The organism is Cronobacter condimenti 1330 (assembly GCF_001277255.1).
In the GTDB taxonomy this organism is placed as follows: Bacteria; Pseudomonadota; Gammaproteobacteria; order Enterobacterales; family Enterobacteriaceae; genus Cronobacter; species Cronobacter condimenti.
Genome location: NZ_CP012264.1, coordinates 288,735 through 304,678 on the forward strand (window position 1 = coordinate 288,735; position 15,944 = coordinate 304,678).

General features: G+C 57.1%; 13 protein-coding genes and 4 tRNA genes. 12 read left to right on the plus strand and 5 right to left on the minus strand.

Translation table 11 applies throughout. From position 1 onward, the window contains the following. Positions 1-56: 56 nt before the first annotated feature. From thrP to AFK62_RS01350, 5 genes are all read left to right on the plus strand, one after another. Complete coding sequence (gene thrP, locus AFK62_RS01330; protein WP_007677457.1) at positions 57-1,442, plus strand: bifunctional threonine/serine APC transporter ThrP; 1,386 nt, start codon at positions 57-59, stop codon at positions 1,440-1,442. Between the two features lie 102 nt (positions 1,443-1,544). Then, positions 1,545-1,621, plus strand: a tRNA-Arg gene (locus AFK62_RS01335). A 55-nt stretch (positions 1,622-1,676) separates the two neighbouring features. Further along, positions 1,677-1,752 (plus strand) — tRNA-His (locus AFK62_RS01340). A 15-nt stretch (positions 1,753-1,767) separates the two neighbouring features. Beyond that, positions 1,768-1,853: transfer RNA gene (locus AFK62_RS01345), tRNA-Leu, on the plus strand. Between the two features lie 36 nt (positions 1,854-1,889). After that, a tRNA-Pro gene (locus AFK62_RS01350) sits at positions 1,890-1,966 on the plus strand. Between the two features lie 754 nt (positions 1,967-2,720). On the opposite strand, the gene hemY is transcribed toward AFK62_RS01350, so the two are convergent. From hemY to hemC, 4 genes are read right to left on the minus strand one after another with little or no spacing between them, the layout of a single operon-like run. After that, positions 2,721-3,917: a protoheme IX biogenesis protein HemY gene (gene hemY / locus AFK62_RS01355; protein ID WP_007671053.1), complete on the minus strand. Its 1,197-nt coding sequence runs from the start codon at positions 3,915-3,917 to the stop codon at positions 2,721-2,723. After that, a complete protein-coding gene (hemX, locus tag AFK62_RS01360; RefSeq protein WP_007671054.1) occupies positions 3,917-5,110 on the minus strand; it encodes a uroporphyrinogen-III C-methyltransferase in 1,194 nt (397 codons plus the stop codon). Before hemX ends, hemY begins: the two co-directional genes overlap by 1 nt. A 20-nt stretch (positions 5,111-5,130) precedes the next feature. Next, positions 5,131-5,871 carry a uroporphyrinogen-III synthase gene (gene hemD, locus AFK62_RS01365; protein ID WP_007671055.1) on the minus strand — a complete coding sequence of 247 codons (741 nt, stop codon included), beginning with the start codon at positions 5,869-5,871 and terminating at the stop codon, positions 5,131-5,133. Then, on the minus strand, positions 5,868-6,809 hold the full coding sequence (hemC, locus tag AFK62_RS01370; RefSeq protein ID WP_053531679.1) for a hydroxymethylbilane synthase: 942 nt from the start codon (positions 6,807-6,809) through the stop codon (positions 5,868-5,870). The genes hemD and hemC overlap by 4 nt, the downstream gene beginning before the upstream one ends. A 281-nt stretch (positions 6,810-7,090) precedes the next feature. Here hemC and cyaA point away from each other — a divergent pair, with 281 nt between their 5' ends. Continuing rightward, the gene (gene cyaA, locus AFK62_RS01375; protein ID WP_007671063.1) at positions 7,091-9,637 is read left to right on the plus strand and encodes a class I adenylate cyclase; all 2,547 of its coding nucleotides are present in this window, start codon (positions 7,091-7,093) and stop codon (positions 9,635-9,637) included. Here the strand turns inward: cyaA and cyaY are convergent, their stop codons facing one another. Next, positions 9,638-9,958, minus strand: coding sequence for an iron donor protein CyaY (cyaY, locus tag AFK62_RS01380; RefSeq protein WP_007671066.1), 321 nt, complete (start codon positions 9,956-9,958; stop codon positions 9,638-9,640). Between the two features lie 166 nt (positions 9,959-10,124). Between cyaY and lptM the strand changes: the two genes are divergently transcribed. The 6 genes from lptM (at position 10,125) to uvrD (ending at position 15,804) form a co-directional block, all read left to right on the plus strand. Beyond that, positions 10,125-10,328 (plus strand): LPS translocon maturation chaperone LptM, encoded by a 204-nt coding sequence (gene lptM, locus AFK62_RS01385; RefSeq protein ID WP_007671070.1) that lies wholly within the window; start codon positions 10,125-10,127, stop codon positions 10,326-10,328. 33 nt (positions 10,329-10,361) lie between these two features. After that, on the plus strand, positions 10,362-11,186 hold the full coding sequence (dapF, locus tag AFK62_RS01390; protein WP_007671075.1) for a diaminopimelate epimerase: 825 nt from the start codon (positions 10,362-10,364) through the stop codon (positions 11,184-11,186). Then, positions 11,183-11,887, plus strand: a complete 705-nt coding sequence (locus AFK62_RS01395) for a DUF484 domain-containing protein (protein WP_007671082.1) — start codon at positions 11,183-11,185, stop codon at positions 11,885-11,887. The genes dapF and AFK62_RS01395 overlap by 4 nt, the downstream gene beginning before the upstream one ends. Continuing rightward, entirely contained in the window at positions 11,884-12,789 is a 906-nt protein-coding gene (gene xerC / locus AFK62_RS01400; protein WP_007671085.1) for a tyrosine recombinase XerC, read from the plus strand. The genes AFK62_RS01395 and xerC overlap by 4 nt, the downstream gene beginning before the upstream one ends. Next, positions 12,789-13,505, plus strand: coding sequence for a 5-amino-6-(5-phospho-D-ribitylamino)uracil phosphatase YigB (gene yigB, locus AFK62_RS01405; RefSeq protein WP_007671088.1), 717 nt, complete (start codon positions 12,789-12,791; stop codon positions 13,503-13,505). The genes xerC and yigB overlap by 1 nt, the downstream gene beginning before the upstream one ends. A 136-nt stretch (positions 13,506-13,641) precedes the next feature. Next, on the plus strand, positions 13,642-15,804 hold the full coding sequence (uvrD, locus tag AFK62_RS01410) for a DNA helicase II (RefSeq protein ID WP_032984341.1): 2,163 nt from the start codon (positions 13,642-13,644) through the stop codon (positions 15,802-15,804). Positions 15,805-15,944: the final 140 nt, after the last annotated feature.

The following is a 15,944-nucleotide window of genomic DNA, read 5'->3' on the forward strand; positions in this document are numbered from 1 at the left end:
ATCATCACAATAACCAGGTTCACCTGGACGCACGTGAAACACAACACAGAGGATCTATGGCTGAAAATAAACCGGAACTACAGCGTGGGCTGGAGGCCCGACATATCGAGCTGATTGCGCTCGGCGGAACTATCGGGGTGGGGCTGTTTATGGGCGCCGCCAGTACACTGAAATGGGCGGGGCCGTCAGTGCTGCTGGCCTATATCATCGCCGGGCTGTTTGTCTTTTTCATTATGCGCTCAATGGGCGAAATGCTGTTCCTTGAGCCGGTTGCCGGTTCATTTGCCGTTTACGCGCATCGTTACATGAGCCCGTTCTTTGGCTATCTAACCGCGTGGTCCTACTGGTTTATGTGGATGGCGGTGGGCATATCGGAAATTACCGCCATTGGGGTTTACGTCCAGTTCTGGTTCCCGGAGATGGCCCAATGGATACCCGCATTGATTGCCGTAGGCCTGGTCGCGCTGGCAAACCTGGCGGCGGTGCGGTTGTATGGCGAGATCGAATTCTGGTTCGCAATGATTAAAGTCACCACCATTATTGTCATGATAGTCATTGGGCTGGGCGTGATTTTCTTCGGCTTTGGCAATGGCGGCCACGCGATTGGCTTCAGTAACCTCACCTCGCATGGCGGCTTCTTCGCGGGCGGCTGGAAAGGCTTCCTGACGGCGCTCTGTATCGTGGTGGCGTCTTATCAGGGGGTTGAGCTTATCGGCATCACCGCAGGTGAAGCGAAAAACCCGCAGGTGACGTTGCGCAGCGCCGTGGGCAAAGTGCTGTGGCGCATCCTGATTTTTTACGTAGGCGCCATTTTCGTTATCGTGACGATTTTCCCGTGGAATGAGATTGGCAGCAACGGCAGCCCGTTCGTGCTGACTTTCGCCAAAATCGGTATTACTGCCGCGGCAGGGATTATTAACTTTGTTGTATTGACGGCAGCGCTCTCCGGCTGCAACAGTGGTATGTACAGCTGTGGGCGTATGCTCTATGCGCTTGCGAAGAACCGTCAGTTGCCGGCGGTGATGGGCAATGTCTCGCGTAACGGCGTGCCGGTCGCGGGCGTGGCGCTCTCGATTGTTATCTTGCTGGTGGGCTCATGCCTGAACTACATCATCCCGAATCCGCAGCGCGTTTTCGTTTATGTCTACAGTGCGAGTGTGCTGCCGGGCATGGTGCCGTGGTTCGTGATCCTGATTAGCCAGCTGCGCTTTCGTCAGACGCACGAGGCGGCTATCGCTGCGCATCCGTTCCGCTCCGTGTTGTTCCCGTGGGCGAATTATCTGACGATGGCGTTTTTGGTCTGCGTACTGGTGGGTATGGGCTTCAACGAGGATACGCGGATGTCGCTTATCGTCGGTGCGATTTTCCTGGCGCTTGTCAGTGCAATTTATAAGCTTTTCGGGTTCGATCGGTACGTTTCGACCCCTGAAGTGGACGGATAAACGCCAGAGTGCGCAAAGCATAACCAAACGCGCATTTTCTTCAAAAAAGCACTAGACAGCAGGGCGCGAAGTCCGTAGTATCCCCACCCGCAACGGCGCTACGCGCCCGTAGCTCAGCTGGATAGAGCGCTGCCCTCCGGAGGCAGAGGTCTCAGGTTCGAATCCTGTCGGGCGCGCCATTTAACCCGGCGCTTGAGCTGCGGTGGTTTTATACCGCGTGAGAGATTTACAGTGGTGGCTATAGCTCAGTTGGTAGAGCCCTGGATTGTGATTCCAGTTGTCGTGGGTTCGAGTCCCATTAGCCACCCCATTATTTTGTGGCGATGCGAAGGTGGCGGAATTGGTAGACGCGCTAGCTTCAGGTGTTAGTGTCCTTCGGACGTGGGGGTTCAAGTCCCCCCCCTCGCACCACTACTTGATTGAACAAAAAAGTCAAAAAGCAGTATACGGCGAGTAGCGCAGCTTGGTAGCGCAACTGGTTTGGGACCAGTGGGTCGGAGGTTCGAATCCTCTCTCGCCGACCACTTTTGAACCTCGCTTCGGCGAGGTTTTTTGTTTTCTACCTTTCTCCACCGACATTTCCATATTTATTCTGTCCTCTTTGTTCTCTGATTGCTTCCCGTCTGACACGCCATACACACTCTCTACGTAAGACATTTATTACCTGTCACTACATGAAAAACAGCATGACGCTTTTTAGCGACACCTGTGCAGATGATTGTCGTCACCTGGAGACATTTAACGCGTTGATTTAATTATTAATAACGATAGAGCCAAAAACGTTGTCGCTATTTGAAGACACCTGATAACGATAAGCGCGGAAAAAAGAAAAAGATGGCCCCGATCACAGCCGTGATGAAACAACGACTTAGCTGTTACAGACAAACTCTGCATACCTGGCACGATAAATGCTACAATAGAAATGTAGATGCTCATTCCACTTCTTATGTTTGCTCAGGCTTCATAAACCCAGGAATGACGCAGAGCCATTTACGGTGCTTATCGTCCACAGACAGATGTCGCTTCGGCCTCATCAAACACCATGGACATAACGTTGAGTGAAGCACCACATTTGTTGTCAAACAGACCTGTTTTGATACCTGCCTTCGGGCAGGTATTTTTTTGCCTGTGGGTCAGCTTTTGCGGCGTGGCAGCGTTGGCGGCGGACGCTCACCCCGGTCACTTACTCCTGTAAGCGCCTGGAGATTCATCTACTTGCCACACCACATGCTTTCTTCAAACGACGGGCATAAAAAACCCCTCCGAAGAGGGGTGGGATTATTGCGGATTGTTTTGTTGCAGCGTCAGCAGCAAGCCGTCGCGGCGCATCAGTGCTGCCTCTTCCGGCTGATGCAGGCGGTCTAGTACATCGGCAAGCCAGGCGTAGTCGAATGCATCCGGGCGCTGCTTGAGGGCGGCACGGAACGCAAGGCTCGCTTCTTTCCATTCGCCATGCGACATCAGCAACTGACCTAACGTACTCCAGAGCAGCGGCCGATCGCCGTAGGTTTTAATCTGCTGGCGCAGCGCTTTTTCAAGTTGTTCCGGGTTGCCGGCTTTAAGGCGCGGCATCAGTAGCACCAGGCGATCGTCATACTGACGCTTCAGGCCATCAAGAATAATTGCCTGCGCGGTCTGGTGATCGTCGCACTCAATAAGGTGCTCCGCCATCGCCACCTGCAGCGCAGGTTGATGGCGCGTTTTGCGGCTCTGGTTACGCCACCAGGTTTTCAAACCGTCGCTGCCCTGATCAGCCCGCGCCTGATCCATCAGCCCGATCCAGGCCTGGCGCGTCAGCGCGTCGCGATGCTCATCATCGCCAACGCCCGCTTTCTGCATTGACGGGATGATGTCGAGCAGCGAACCCCACGCGCCGGTGCGGATATACGCCTGCTCCGCCAGACGTAGCACTTCCGGATGACGCGGCGTCACTTCCAGCAGCTTATCAACGCCATGACGGGCAGCATGATTTTCATTACGCGCCAGTTGCAGACGCACACGCGTAATTTCAACGGGGATTTGATCGCTGTCCGCCAGCTCGGCCGCGCGCTCAAGGTGCTGATTCGCACGTGCTTCATCGCCGCGCTGCTGAGCAGCTTCAGCGGCCAGCAGATAATTCACTACGGGCTGTTCGGCGTGATCGGCGTTTTTCGACATCAGTTTTTCAACCTGCTGATAGTCGCCTTCGGCAAGTTTCAGCAGCGCCAGTTTGGTTTGCTTGCGCGCGCGGCTGCGTTTGCGGCCCGCGAACCAGCCGCGGGTGCGTGCACCGGTGCGGAACAGGCGGCGCAACAGCCATTCAAGCGCGAACAGCACTACCAGCGAGAGGATCAAAATGATCGCAAGGCCAGTAACGCTGGTTTCAATATTCCAGGTATCAGTCTGGATAAGCACATAACCTTGATGACCGGCCACCATCGGGCCGACCACGATCCCGGCGATCAACAACAGGAACAGCAACAAGACTTTGAGCATTACTGTTCTCCTTGCGTCGGCGCCGCGTCAGCCGGGGCTTGTGTTTGCGGATCGTCGACCTGCGGAACGGCTTCGCCTGCTACCGAAGGCTGGGCCATTAAGTTGCGCACGCGCGTCTGCATTAATTTTTCCAGAATCGCCTGGCTTTGCAGGGTTTCCGGCACATCCATGCTGATACTCTGCTGGCTTAAGTTGTCGATAGATTCCAGAAATGCTTTGGTGCCCGCATCGTTGGTGTCGTAGTACGCACGAACCCATGTGGAGACGTTATCAAGCGATTGCTTGTAAATTTCATCCTGATGGCGCGGCACAGCCTGCGCGGCGACGAGCAGACGCGAGCGGATATTCTCGCGCAGGTAAATATCCTGATTCGGAGCCAGCAGCGGTACGGCGGTGTCGTCGCGGCGGCGGATGGTGATAAAGCTGTCCATAAAATTGTGCCAGCTTTTTACGAGATTCTGACGCCATTCGCCCAGCGAACTGGAGAGCTCGCTGCCATCGCTGTCCATTGGCGCGTCATCGCTATCATTGTCCGCAAGACGCAGATTATCGACCTGGTTGGAGAGCTGATTCAGCTTGAGAATAATGCCGTCGTAATCGACCTGCGTGACGCTTGCCAGCGCAGCGATATCATCCGTCAACGCACGGCGTGCGGTAATAAGGCTCGGATCGTTCATGTCAGCGAGGCTCGCATCAGCACTTTTCAGAAGTGCCGCGGCGGTCGTCGCGTCCTGATCGCTCCAGAGTTTACGCCCGGCAAGTTTCACCAGGAAATCTGCCTGAGCGAGTTGCCAGGTTTTGGCATCGCTGCCGGAAATCGTCGCGACTTTCTTCTGCACTTCATCCAGCTCGCGAGCCATCGATTCCTGCTGGCGGTTTGCCGCTGCAAGGGCATCCGCCTGCTCTTTGATGGTTTTTTCCAGCGCCGCTTTTTGTTCCTGCTGCTGATTTTGCAACGACGTTAACTGGGTGGCGAGGGTGTCACTATTGGCACTTTGACTGTCGGCCTGCTTTTTACTCCAGGTCCACAGGCCTGCGCCTGTCGCCAGCGCAATGGCGATGGCCACCGCGCTGAGCGCCAGCGCGATATTGCCGGAGCGGTCTTTTTTCGCGGTCGGTTCCGGCTGTGGCGTTTTCTCCACAACCTGCGGGGTTTCTTCAACCGTAGCAGGGGTGTGTTGTTGTTCCGTCATTGTGGCTTCCCGTTTAAGAGTTATTGCAACGCGCGCAATAGCGCGTCGTTATCGGCATTATCAGCGACCAGAATGTTCTGCCAGCCCAGTTCCCGGGCGAGAGTCGCCAGACGCTCGCTGACGACCACCAGCCGGCAGCGCAGCAACCAGTTTACGCGATACCACGGCGGCATCAGGTCATGCAGCTGACGCAGCATTTCGCCGCTGGTCACCACAAGCGTTGTGATGCCGCGCGTATGCCAGCGATGCGCTTCCTGCGTGCCGTCGTAAATCTTCGCGCTACGTTGATAGCATTCGCAAAACGTGACCTCTGCGCCACGCTCTGTTAAGGCTTCGCCTAACAGCTCGCGACCGCCGTTGCCCCGCAGGATCAGCGCACGCTTACCGGCAACGTTTTGTAATTCAGGTAATTGTAGCAAGACTTCGCTGATTTCCCGATCGCGCGGGTAATGGACAGGCAAACCGCTGACCTGATGCAGCGCCAGCGCTGTTGTGCGACCAATGGCAAACGCGTCGACCGTAGGCGGCCAGCGGCGCCCCAGACGCTGTAAGTGCGCGTTCGCAAAAGTGACCGCGTGTTTCGACAGGGCAAGCAGCAGGTCGTCCGGTGCGAGCGCGTCCAGCAACGCAGGCAACTGGGGTAGCTGCTGGCCCGGACAGAATTCGATCAGCGGAAAACTCCAGGCCTCCTGCCCCAGTGCGCGCAGACGGCTCACTAATACTTCCCCGTCAGGAGAGGGGCGGGTGACCAGAATTGTCATGCGGGGCCGTCTCCCTGGTAGACCTCAGCGAGGATTTCACGCGCGCCGTGGTTTAACAGTTCTTCTGCAAGCGAAATGCCGAGTTCACGGGCGTCTTGCGGCGCACCACGGCGTTCACCGCGCACAATGCGTGAACCGTCGGACGCGCCGACCAGCGCGCGCAGCCAGAGTTCGCCGTCAGTAAGCTCCGCATAACTGCCGATAGGCACCTGGCAACCGCCTTCAAGACGCGTGTTCATCGCGCGCTCGGCACGTACGCGCACGGCGGTTTCTGCATGGTTGAGCGGCGCAAGCAGCTCGCGGGTACGCGTATCGTCAAGGCGGCACTCAATGCCGACAGCGCCCTGGCCCACGGCGGGCAGAGAAACTTCCGGCGCCAGCGGGCTGGTGATACGGGCTTCCAGCTGGAGGCGCTTGAGTCCCGCGACCGCCAGGATAATGGCATCGTACTCGCCGTTGTCGAGCTTGCTCAGCCGTGTGCCAACGTTACCGCGCAGCGAGCGGATGATAAGATCCGGGCGACGAGCGGCTATCTGGCACTGGCGGCGCAGGCTGGACGTGCCGACGATGCTGCCGGCAGGCATATCGTCGAGGCTCTGATAGTGATTAGAGACAAAGGCGTCGCGCGGATCTTCACGCTCGCAAATCGTCACCAGGCCCAACCCTTCCGGGAATTCGACCGGCACATCCTTCATGGAGTGCACCGCGATATCGGCGCGGCCATCCAGCATGGCGAGTTCCAGTTCCTTTACGAACAGGCCCTTACCGCCCACTTTCGCAAGCGGCGTGTCGAGGATCACATCGCCGCGCGTCACCATCGGCACGAGTTCAACCGTCAGTCCCGGATGGCACGCTTCCAGCCGCTGCTTCACATATTGTGCCTGCCAGAGGGCCAGCGGACTTTGCCGGGTGGCAATTCTTAATACATTGTCTAACATGCTTGATACCGTAAAAGTCGTCTGCTAATCATCCTACCACTGTTAGCGGAAGGCTGTCAGGTCAAACGGCGGCGAGACGCGGCGCGCGGGCGCGACCGGGAAAGACGTCAGGGCAGGGGAACGGTGCTATAATTATCTGTAGCGCATCTTTCTTTACGGTCAATCTACAAGGTGTTAGATTGATCACGTTTTAAACCATTTGTCCGTCCGTCACACCATAATCACAAGGGCGATACAACGGTGAACATCGTTTACATTCTGTAACCATCAGGCGATACGTCTTGTACCTCTATATTGAGACTCTGAAACAGAGACTGGATGCCATCAATCAATTGCGTGTGGATCGCGCGCTTGCTGCCATGGGACCTGCTTTCCAACAGGTTTACAGTCTGCTGCCTACATTGCTGCATTATCACCATCCGCTAATGCCGGGATACCTTGAAGGTAACGTTCCCTACGGCATTTGCCTCTACACGCCTGATGAAACCCAACGCCATTATCTGAACGAGCTGGAAACGCAGCGCGGTATGCCTGCGCAGCAGACCGTGAAGGGCGAGTTACCGATTACCGCTATCTATTCGATGGGCAGCACCTCCTCCGTAGGGCAGAGTTGTTCATCCGATCTCGACATCTGGGTCTGTCACCAGGCCTGGCTTGATAACGACGAGCGTCAGTTGCTGCAGCGTAAATGCAGTCTGCTGGAGACCTGGGCGGCGTCACTGGGTGTCGAAGTCTCTTTCTTCCTGATTGATGAAAACCGCTTCCGCCATAACGCAAGCGGCAGCCTGGGCGGCGAAGATTGCGGTTCCACGCAGCACATTTTGTTGCTGGATGAATTTTACCGCACCGCCGTACGTATGGCCGGCAAGCGCATCCTGTGGAACATGGTGCCGGGCGATGAAGAAGAGCATTACGACGATTACGTTATGACGCTCTACGCCCAGGGCGTGCTGACGCCGAACGAGTGGCTGGATCTGGGCGGCCTTAGCTCTCTGTCAGCTGAAGAGTATTTCGGCGCAAGCCTCTGGCAGCTCTATAAAAGTATCGATTCCCCTTATAAAGCCGTGCTCAAAACGCTGCTGCTGGAAGCGTATTCCTGGGAATATCCGAATACTCGCCTGCTCGCGAAAGATATCAAACAGCGTCTTCACGATGGCGAAATCGTCTCTTTCGGTCTCGATCCGTATTGCATGATGCTGGAGCGCGTCACGCATTATCTGACGCAAATTGAAGATACCGCGCGTCTGGATCTTGTGCGCCGCTGCTTCTACCTGAAAGTGTGCGAAAAACTGTCGCGCGAGCGCGCCTGCGTGGGCTGGCGTCGTGAAGTGTTAAGCCAGCTCGTGAAAGAGTGGGGCTGGGACGAGGCGCGCCTGACGATGCTCGACAACCGCGCTAACTGGAAAATCGACCAGGTACGTGAAGCGCATAACGAATTGCTCGATGCGATGATGCAGAGTTACCGCAATCTGATTCGCTTTGCGCGCCGCAATAACCTGAGCGTGAGCGCAAGCCCGCAGGATATCGGCGTGTTGACGCGTAAGCTTTACGCCGCGTTTGAAGCGCTGCCGGGCAAAGTGACGCTGGTGAACCCGCAGATTTCGCCTGATCTCTCTGAGCCGACGCTGACTTTCATCCACGTGCCGCCGGGACGCGCTAACCGTACAGGTTGGTATCTCTACAACCGCGCGCCGAGCATGGATTCCATCATCAGCCATCAGCCGCTGGAATATAACCGTTATCTTAATAAACTGGTGGCCTGGGCCTGGTTTAACGGCCTGCTGACGTCACGCACCCGTCTGTTTATTAAGGGCAACGGGATTTGCGACTTGCCGAAATTGCAGGAACTGGTGGCCGACGTGTCGCACCACTTCCCGCTGCGTCTGCCCGCGCCGACGCCGAAAGCGCTCTACAGTCCGTGCGAAATTCGCCATCTGGCGATTATCGTTAACCTCGAATATGACCCAACGGCCGCGTTTCGCAATCAGGTTGTGCATTTCGATTTCCGTAAACTCGACGTGTTCAGCTTCGGCGAGCAGCAGCAGTGTCTTATCGGCAGTATCGATCTGCTCTATCGTAACTCGTGGAATGAAGTGCGTACGCTGCACTTTAATGGTGAGCAGGCGATGATCGAAGCGCTGAAAACCATCCTCGGCAAAATGCATCAGGACGCCGCGCCGCCAGACAGCGTAGAAGTGTTCTGCTATAGCCAGCATCTGCGCGGGCTTATTCGTACGCGCGTACAGCAGCTGGTGTCCGAATGCATCGAGTTCCGCCTCTCCAGCACTCGCCTTGAACCGGGCCGCTTCAAAGCGCTGCGCGTGGCGGGGCAGACCTGGGGGCTGTTCTTTGAGCGTCTCAACGTCTCGGTACAGAAGCTGGAAAACGCCATTGAGTTTTACGGCGCGATTTCACATAACAAACTGCACGGGCTTTCCGTTCAGGTGGAAACCGACCATGTTCAGCTGCCATCGGTGGTGGATGGTTTTGCAAGCGAAGGGATTATTCAATTCTTCTTTGAAGAGACGAATGACGACGGCTTTAACATCTATATTCTCGATGAAAGTAATCGTGCCGAGGTGTATCACCACTGTGAAGGCAGTAAAGAGGAGCTGGTGCGCGATGTGAGCCGGTTCTATTCGTCTTCGCATGACCGCTTTACCTACGGCTCAAGCTTCGTAAACTTCAACCTGCCGCAGTTCTATCAAATAGTGAAGGTCGATGGCCGCCAGCAGGTGATCCCGTTCCGCAGTCAGACCATCAACGCCGTGACGCCGCTCAAAGATGATGACAGCGCCACGCCGCTTTTGCAGCAATATCAGTCCTGATTAACGAAAGCTGACCGCCTCGCCCGCCTGCTGCGTAGCGGCGGTTTCCAGCAGAGACCAGAACTCCTCGCCGCTGCGATCGCAAATCCACTCATCATTTTTATAATCAAAGTGATAACCGCCCTGTTTGGTCGCCAGCCACACCTGATGCAGCGGCTCCTGACGGTTAATAATGATTTTACTGCCGTTTTCAAACGAGAGCGTCAGCACGCCACCGTTGATTTCACAGTCGATATCGCTGTCGCCGTCCCACTCGTCAAGACGCTCTTCAATCGTCATCCACAGGCCATCGGCCAGGCGGTGAAATTCACTGTCGTTCATATCTGCTTCCTGTTGTACGCAATGGCGGCAGTATAAAAGCAATAGCGGGGAATAGAAACCGGCGGCCGGAACGGCTTTTGTGTCATCCCGCGTTACGCAAACTCTTGCTTTTGCATGTTCACCTGCGATGATAGAAAACAGATGAATGAACAACAGGCACCGATAAATGAAAACGATTTTTCGCTCTCTGGCCGTGATGCTGGCGCTGTTTAGCCTCACCGGCTGCGGTCTGAAAGGCCCGCTTTACTTCCCGCCAGCAGACAGCAAAGCCCAGCCGCAGAAAGCGCCAGTGCAGGAAACCCAGACGACGATCCCGGACACCAACAACCGTGGCGATACCGATGGCCCGACGCAGGTAAGCACCCAGTAACCTTATTCGTAACCGCGCAAACGGAGTACAACAATGCAGTTCTCTAAAATGCATGGCCTGGGTAACGACTTTATGGTCGTGGACGCGGTGACGCAAAACGTCTTCTTTTCCCCTGAAATGATCCGTCGTCTGGCGGACAGACATCATGGGGTCGGGTTTGATCAGCTGCTGATCGTTGAGCCGCCTTACGATCCCGAACTCGATTTTCACTACCGCATTTTTAACGCCGACGGCAGCGAAGTGTCCCAGTGCGGCAACGGTGCGCGCTGTTTCGCCCGGTTTGTGCGCCTGAAAGGGCTTACGAACAAGCGCGATATTCGCGTCAGCACGGCGAATGGGCGGATGGTGTTAACCGTGAACGAAGACGAACTGGTGCGAGTGAACATGGGCGAGCCGGTGTTCGACCCGTCGCTGGTGCCGTTTCGCGCCAATAAAGCCGAAAAGACCTACATCATGCGCGCTGCCGAGCAGACCGTGCTGTGCGGGGTAGTGTCGATGGGTAACCCGCACTGTGTGATTCAGGTTGATGACGTCAGCACTGCGCCGGTGGAAACGCTAGGGCCGTTGATGGAAAGCCACGAACGGTTCCCGGAGCGCGCGAATATCGGTTTTATGCAGGTGATGAACCCGGAACATATCCGGCTGCGCGTGTTTGAACGCGGCGCTGGTGAAACTCAGGCCTGTGGCAGCGGAGCCTGCGGCGCGGTCGCGGTCGGCATTCAACAGGGGCTGCTGGCGGCACAGGTGCGCGTTGATTTACCCGGCGGTCGGCTGGATATCGCCTGGAAAGGGCCCGGCAATCCGCTCTTTATGACCGGTCCAGCCACCCACGTTTATGATGGATTTATTCACTTATGAGTAAGGCTGGAGAACAGCAGGAGACGCTGGCGGCGCTCGACGATGACGCGGTGCTCGACTATCTGCTGCGCCATCCCGATTTTTTTATCCGCAACGCCACAATGGTTGAGCAGATCCGCGTGCCGCATCCGGTACGCGGCTCCGTTTCGCTTGTGGAATGGCACATGGCGCGCGCGCGCAACCACATCAACGAACTGGAAGAAAACATGACGTTGCTGATGGAACAGGCGAGCGCCAACGAAGGGCTGTTCTATCGCCTGCTGAAATTACAGGGGCGGCTTGCCAGTGCAAACAGCTTGCAGGAGATGCTCGACAGACTGCACCGCTGGGCGCGCGATATGGGCCTTGCGGGCGCGAGCATTCGCCTCTTCCCGGAACGCTGGCGGCTCGGCGCGCCGTCGGGTTTTACCCATCTGGCGCTGTCGCGGCAGGCGTTTGAGCCGGTGCGTATTCAGCGTCTTGGCCAGCAAACGCATTATCTCGGCCCGTTGAACGGTCCAGAACTGCTCGTGGTCTTGCCAGACGCGAAAGCCGTCGGGTCGGTGGCGATGTCGCTGCTTGGCGAACATGGCGAGCTCGGCGTGCTGGTGTTCAGCAGCCGCGACCCGCAGCATTATCAACAAGGCCAGGGGACGCAGCTCCTGCATGAATTGTCGCTGATGCTGCCCGATCTGCTGGAGCGCTGGATAGAACGCCTATGACCGATTCGCCCTTACAGCCCGCCGTTGCGCGCTTTCTGCGTTACCTGAAAGTAGAGCGCCAGCTAAGCCCGGTGACGCTCGTTAATTATGAAAGGCAACTGGCGGCGCTCGTGACGCTTGCCGGCGAGGCGGGGCTGAAAAGCTGGGCGCAGTGCGATGCCGCGATGGTTCGTTCGCTGGCGGTACGCAGTCGTCGCACGGGGCTTGGGCCATCAAGCCTTGCCCTGCGGCTCTCGGCGCTACGCAGTTTTTTTGACTGGCAGGTTAGCCAGGGAGAGCTTAAGGCCAACCCGGCAAAAGGCATCAGCACGCCAAAAACGCCGCGCCATCTGCCGAAAAATATCGACGTAGACGACGTGAACCGGCTGCTGGATATTGATCTTAACGATCCGCTGGCGGTACGCGACCGCGCGATGCTGGAGATCATGTACGGCGCCGGGTTGCGTCTCTCCGAGCTTGTGAATATCGATTGCAACCATCTCGACCTCGCCAGCGGCGAAGTGTGGGTGATGGGTAAAGGCAGTAAAGAGCGACGTCTGCCGATAGGGCGCAGCGCGGTAGCCTGGATTGAACACTGGCTCAACCTGCGCGAGCTGTTCGGCCCCGACGATGACGCGCTGTTTTTATCAAAACAGGGCAAGCGTATTTCGGCGCGCAACGTGCAGAAACGTTTTGCGGAGTGGGGCATCAAGCAGGGGCTGAACAGCCATGTGCATCCGCATAAGCTGCGCCACTCCTTCGCTACGCATATGCTGGAATCAAGCGGCGATCTGCGTGCGGTTCAGGAGCTGCTTGGCCACGCGAATTTGTCGACCACCCAGATCTACACCCATTTAGATTTTCAGCATTTAGCTTCGGTATACGACGCGGCGCATCCACGCGCCAGACGGGGGAAACCGTAATGTACTTTTACCGGCCGCTCGGCGAGATTGCTGCCCTGACGTTCGATCTTGACGATACACTTTATGATAACCGTCCGGTTATTGCCCGCACCGAGCAGGAAACGCTGACGTTTATGCAGCGCTACCATCCGCGCCTCAACGCTTTTACCGCTGCTGACCTCCACCGCGCCCGTACGGCCTTGCGCCAGCAGGAGCCGGAGATTTACCACGATGTGACCGAGTGGCGGCGACGCGCGATTGAGCAGGTGATGCTGGAAGCGGGGCTTTCCGCGCACGAAGCATCACAGGGCGCGAACGAGGCGATGCTGAATTTCGCCCGCTGGCGCAGCCGCATTGAGGTGCCAACGGAAAACCTGGCGGCGCTGCAACAACTTGCGAAAAAGTGGCCGCTGGTGGCCATCACTAACGGCAACGCTGAACCGGAGCAGTTTGGTCTGGGCGGTCTGTTCCAGTTTGTGCTGCGCGCCGGCCCGCATGGCCGCGCCAAGCCTTACAGCGATATGTATCATCTTGCCGCGCAAAAGCTCGGCATCGCGCCGCAGACTATCCTGCATGTGGGCGACGACCTCACGACTGACGTCGCGGGCGCTATCCGCGCGGGTGTCCAGGCGTGCTGGATAAACCTGCTGGACGCCGACCTGATGCAGATAGATGACAGCCGTTTGTTGCCGCATCTGGAGATTTCGCGGTTGGCATCCCTGACCTCGCTGATATAATCATCACCACTCTGTATATAATTCCAGGTTTTTGGCGAGCGTCGTTATGCGTCGCCGCCGTGTCATCACATAAACCTGGGCTGCGAGGCACCTGCGGGTGCTTTGTGTTTTTCATGTTTTTAACGCGGCGGTGCCAATGGACGTTTCTTACCTGCTCGACAGCCTTAACGATAAACAGCGCGAAGCCGTAGCCGCGCCGCGCAGCAATATGCTGGTGCTGGCAGGCGCGGGCAGCGGAAAGACGCGCGTGCTGGTGCATCGTATCGCCTGGCTGCTCATGGTAGAAAACTGTTCGCCGTATTCCATTATGGCGGTGACCTTCACCAACAAAGCGGCGGCGGAAATGCGCCACCGTATCGGTCAACTCATGGGCACCAGCCAGGGCGGCATGTGGGTCGGAACGTTTCACGGGCTCGCCCACCGTCTGCTGCGCGCACACCATATGGACGCCAGTCTGCCGCAGGATTTCCAGATCCTCGACAGCGAAGATCAACTGCGTCTGCTCAAACGTCTCATCAAGGCGATGAACCTTGATGAGAAACAGTGGCCGCCGCGCCAGGCGATGTGGTACATCAACGGCAAAAAAGACGAGGGCCTGCGCCCGCACCATATTCAGAGCTACGGTAACCCGGTTGAGCAGACCTGGCAGAAAGTCTATCAGGCGTATCAGGAGGCGTGTGACCGCGCGGGCCTGGTGGATTTCGCCGAGCTGCTGCTGCGCGCTCATGAGTTATGGCTTAATAAACCGCACATTCTGAATCACTACCGCGAGCGCTTCACCAACATTCTGGTGGACGAGTTCCAGGACACCAACGGCATTCAGTATGCCTGGATCCGTATGCTGGCGGGCGAGACGGGCAAAGTGATGATCGTGGGCGACGATGACCAGTCGATTTACGGCTGGCGCGGCGCGCAGGTAGAAAACATCCAGCGCTTCCTGAACGATTTCCAGGGGGCGCAGACCATCCGTCTTGAGCAAAACTACCGCTCGACCAACAATATCCTGAACGCCGCCAACGCCCTTATCGCCAATAACGCCGGGCGTCTTGGTAAAGAGCTGTGGACCGACGGCAGCGACGGGGACCCGATCTCCTTGTACTGTGCGTTTAATGAACTGGACGAAGCGCGCTTTGTCGTGAACCGCATCAAGGTGTGGCAGGAGAACGGCGGCGCGCTACAGGATTGCGCGATCCTCTATCGCAGCAACGCCCAGTCGCGCGTGCTGGAAGAGGCGCTGTTACAGGCGAGCATGCCGTATCGTATTTACGGCGGTATGCGATTCTTCGAACGCCAGGAAATCAAAGACGCGCTCTCATATCTGCGTCTTATCGCTAATCGCAACGACGATGCGGCCTTTGAGCGCGTGGTGAATACGCCAACACGCGGCATTGGCGATCGCACGCTGGATGTCGTGCGCCATACCTCGCGTGACCGTCAGATGACGCTCTGGCAGGCGAGCCGCCACCTGTTGCAGGAGAAAGCGCTGGCCGGACGCGCCGCGAGCGCGCTCCAGCGTTTCCTTGAGCTTATCGAGGCGCTGGCCCATGAAACCATCGATATGCCGCTACATGTCCAGACCGATCGGGTGATTAAAGATTCCGGTTTGTGGCTGATGTATGAGCAAGAGAAAGGCGAGAAAGGCCAGGCCCGCATCGAAAACTTAGAGGAACTGGTGACCGCGACGCGCCAGTTCAGCTACAACGAAGAAGACGAAGATTTAATGCCGCTGCAGGCATTTTTGTCCCATGCAGCACTTGAGGCGGGCGAAGGGCAGGCTGATGCCTGGCAGGACGCGGTGCAACTGATGACGCTGCACTCCGCCAAAGGGCTGGAGTTCCCGCAGGTGTTTATCGTGGGTATGGAAGAAGGGATGTTCCCAAGCCAGATGGCGCTGGATGAAGGCGGCCGTCTGGAGGAAGAACGGCGTCTGGCCTATGTGGGCGTTACCCGCGCCATGCAGAAGCTGACGCTGACCTATGCGGAAACCCGTCGTCTGTATGGTAAAGAGGCCTATCATCGCCCGTCGCGTTTTATTGCCGAACTGCCGGAGGGCTGCGTGGAAGAGGTGCGCCTGCGCGCAAGTATTAGCCGTCCTGTCAGCCATAAACAGCTGGGCGCGCCGGTTACGCAGAACGATTCTGGTTATAAGCTTGGCCAGCGGGTACGCCACCCGAAATTCGGCGAAGGCACGATAGTCAACCTTGAAGGCAGCGGCGAACACAGTCGCCTGCAGGTAGCGTTCAACGGACAAGGGATTAAATGGCTGGTGGCGGCCTACGCCCGGCTGGAAACCGTCTGACGCCTCATCATTTCGTAACACCGTTACCAGGCCGCTGGCGCGTCGCGCCCGCGGCCTTTTTCTTTCCTTCACCCGCAGGCCGGATTTTCTGTCATCTCGCGCGGCGATAATCGCCCCAAAAGGGACGCCACTCGGAACGA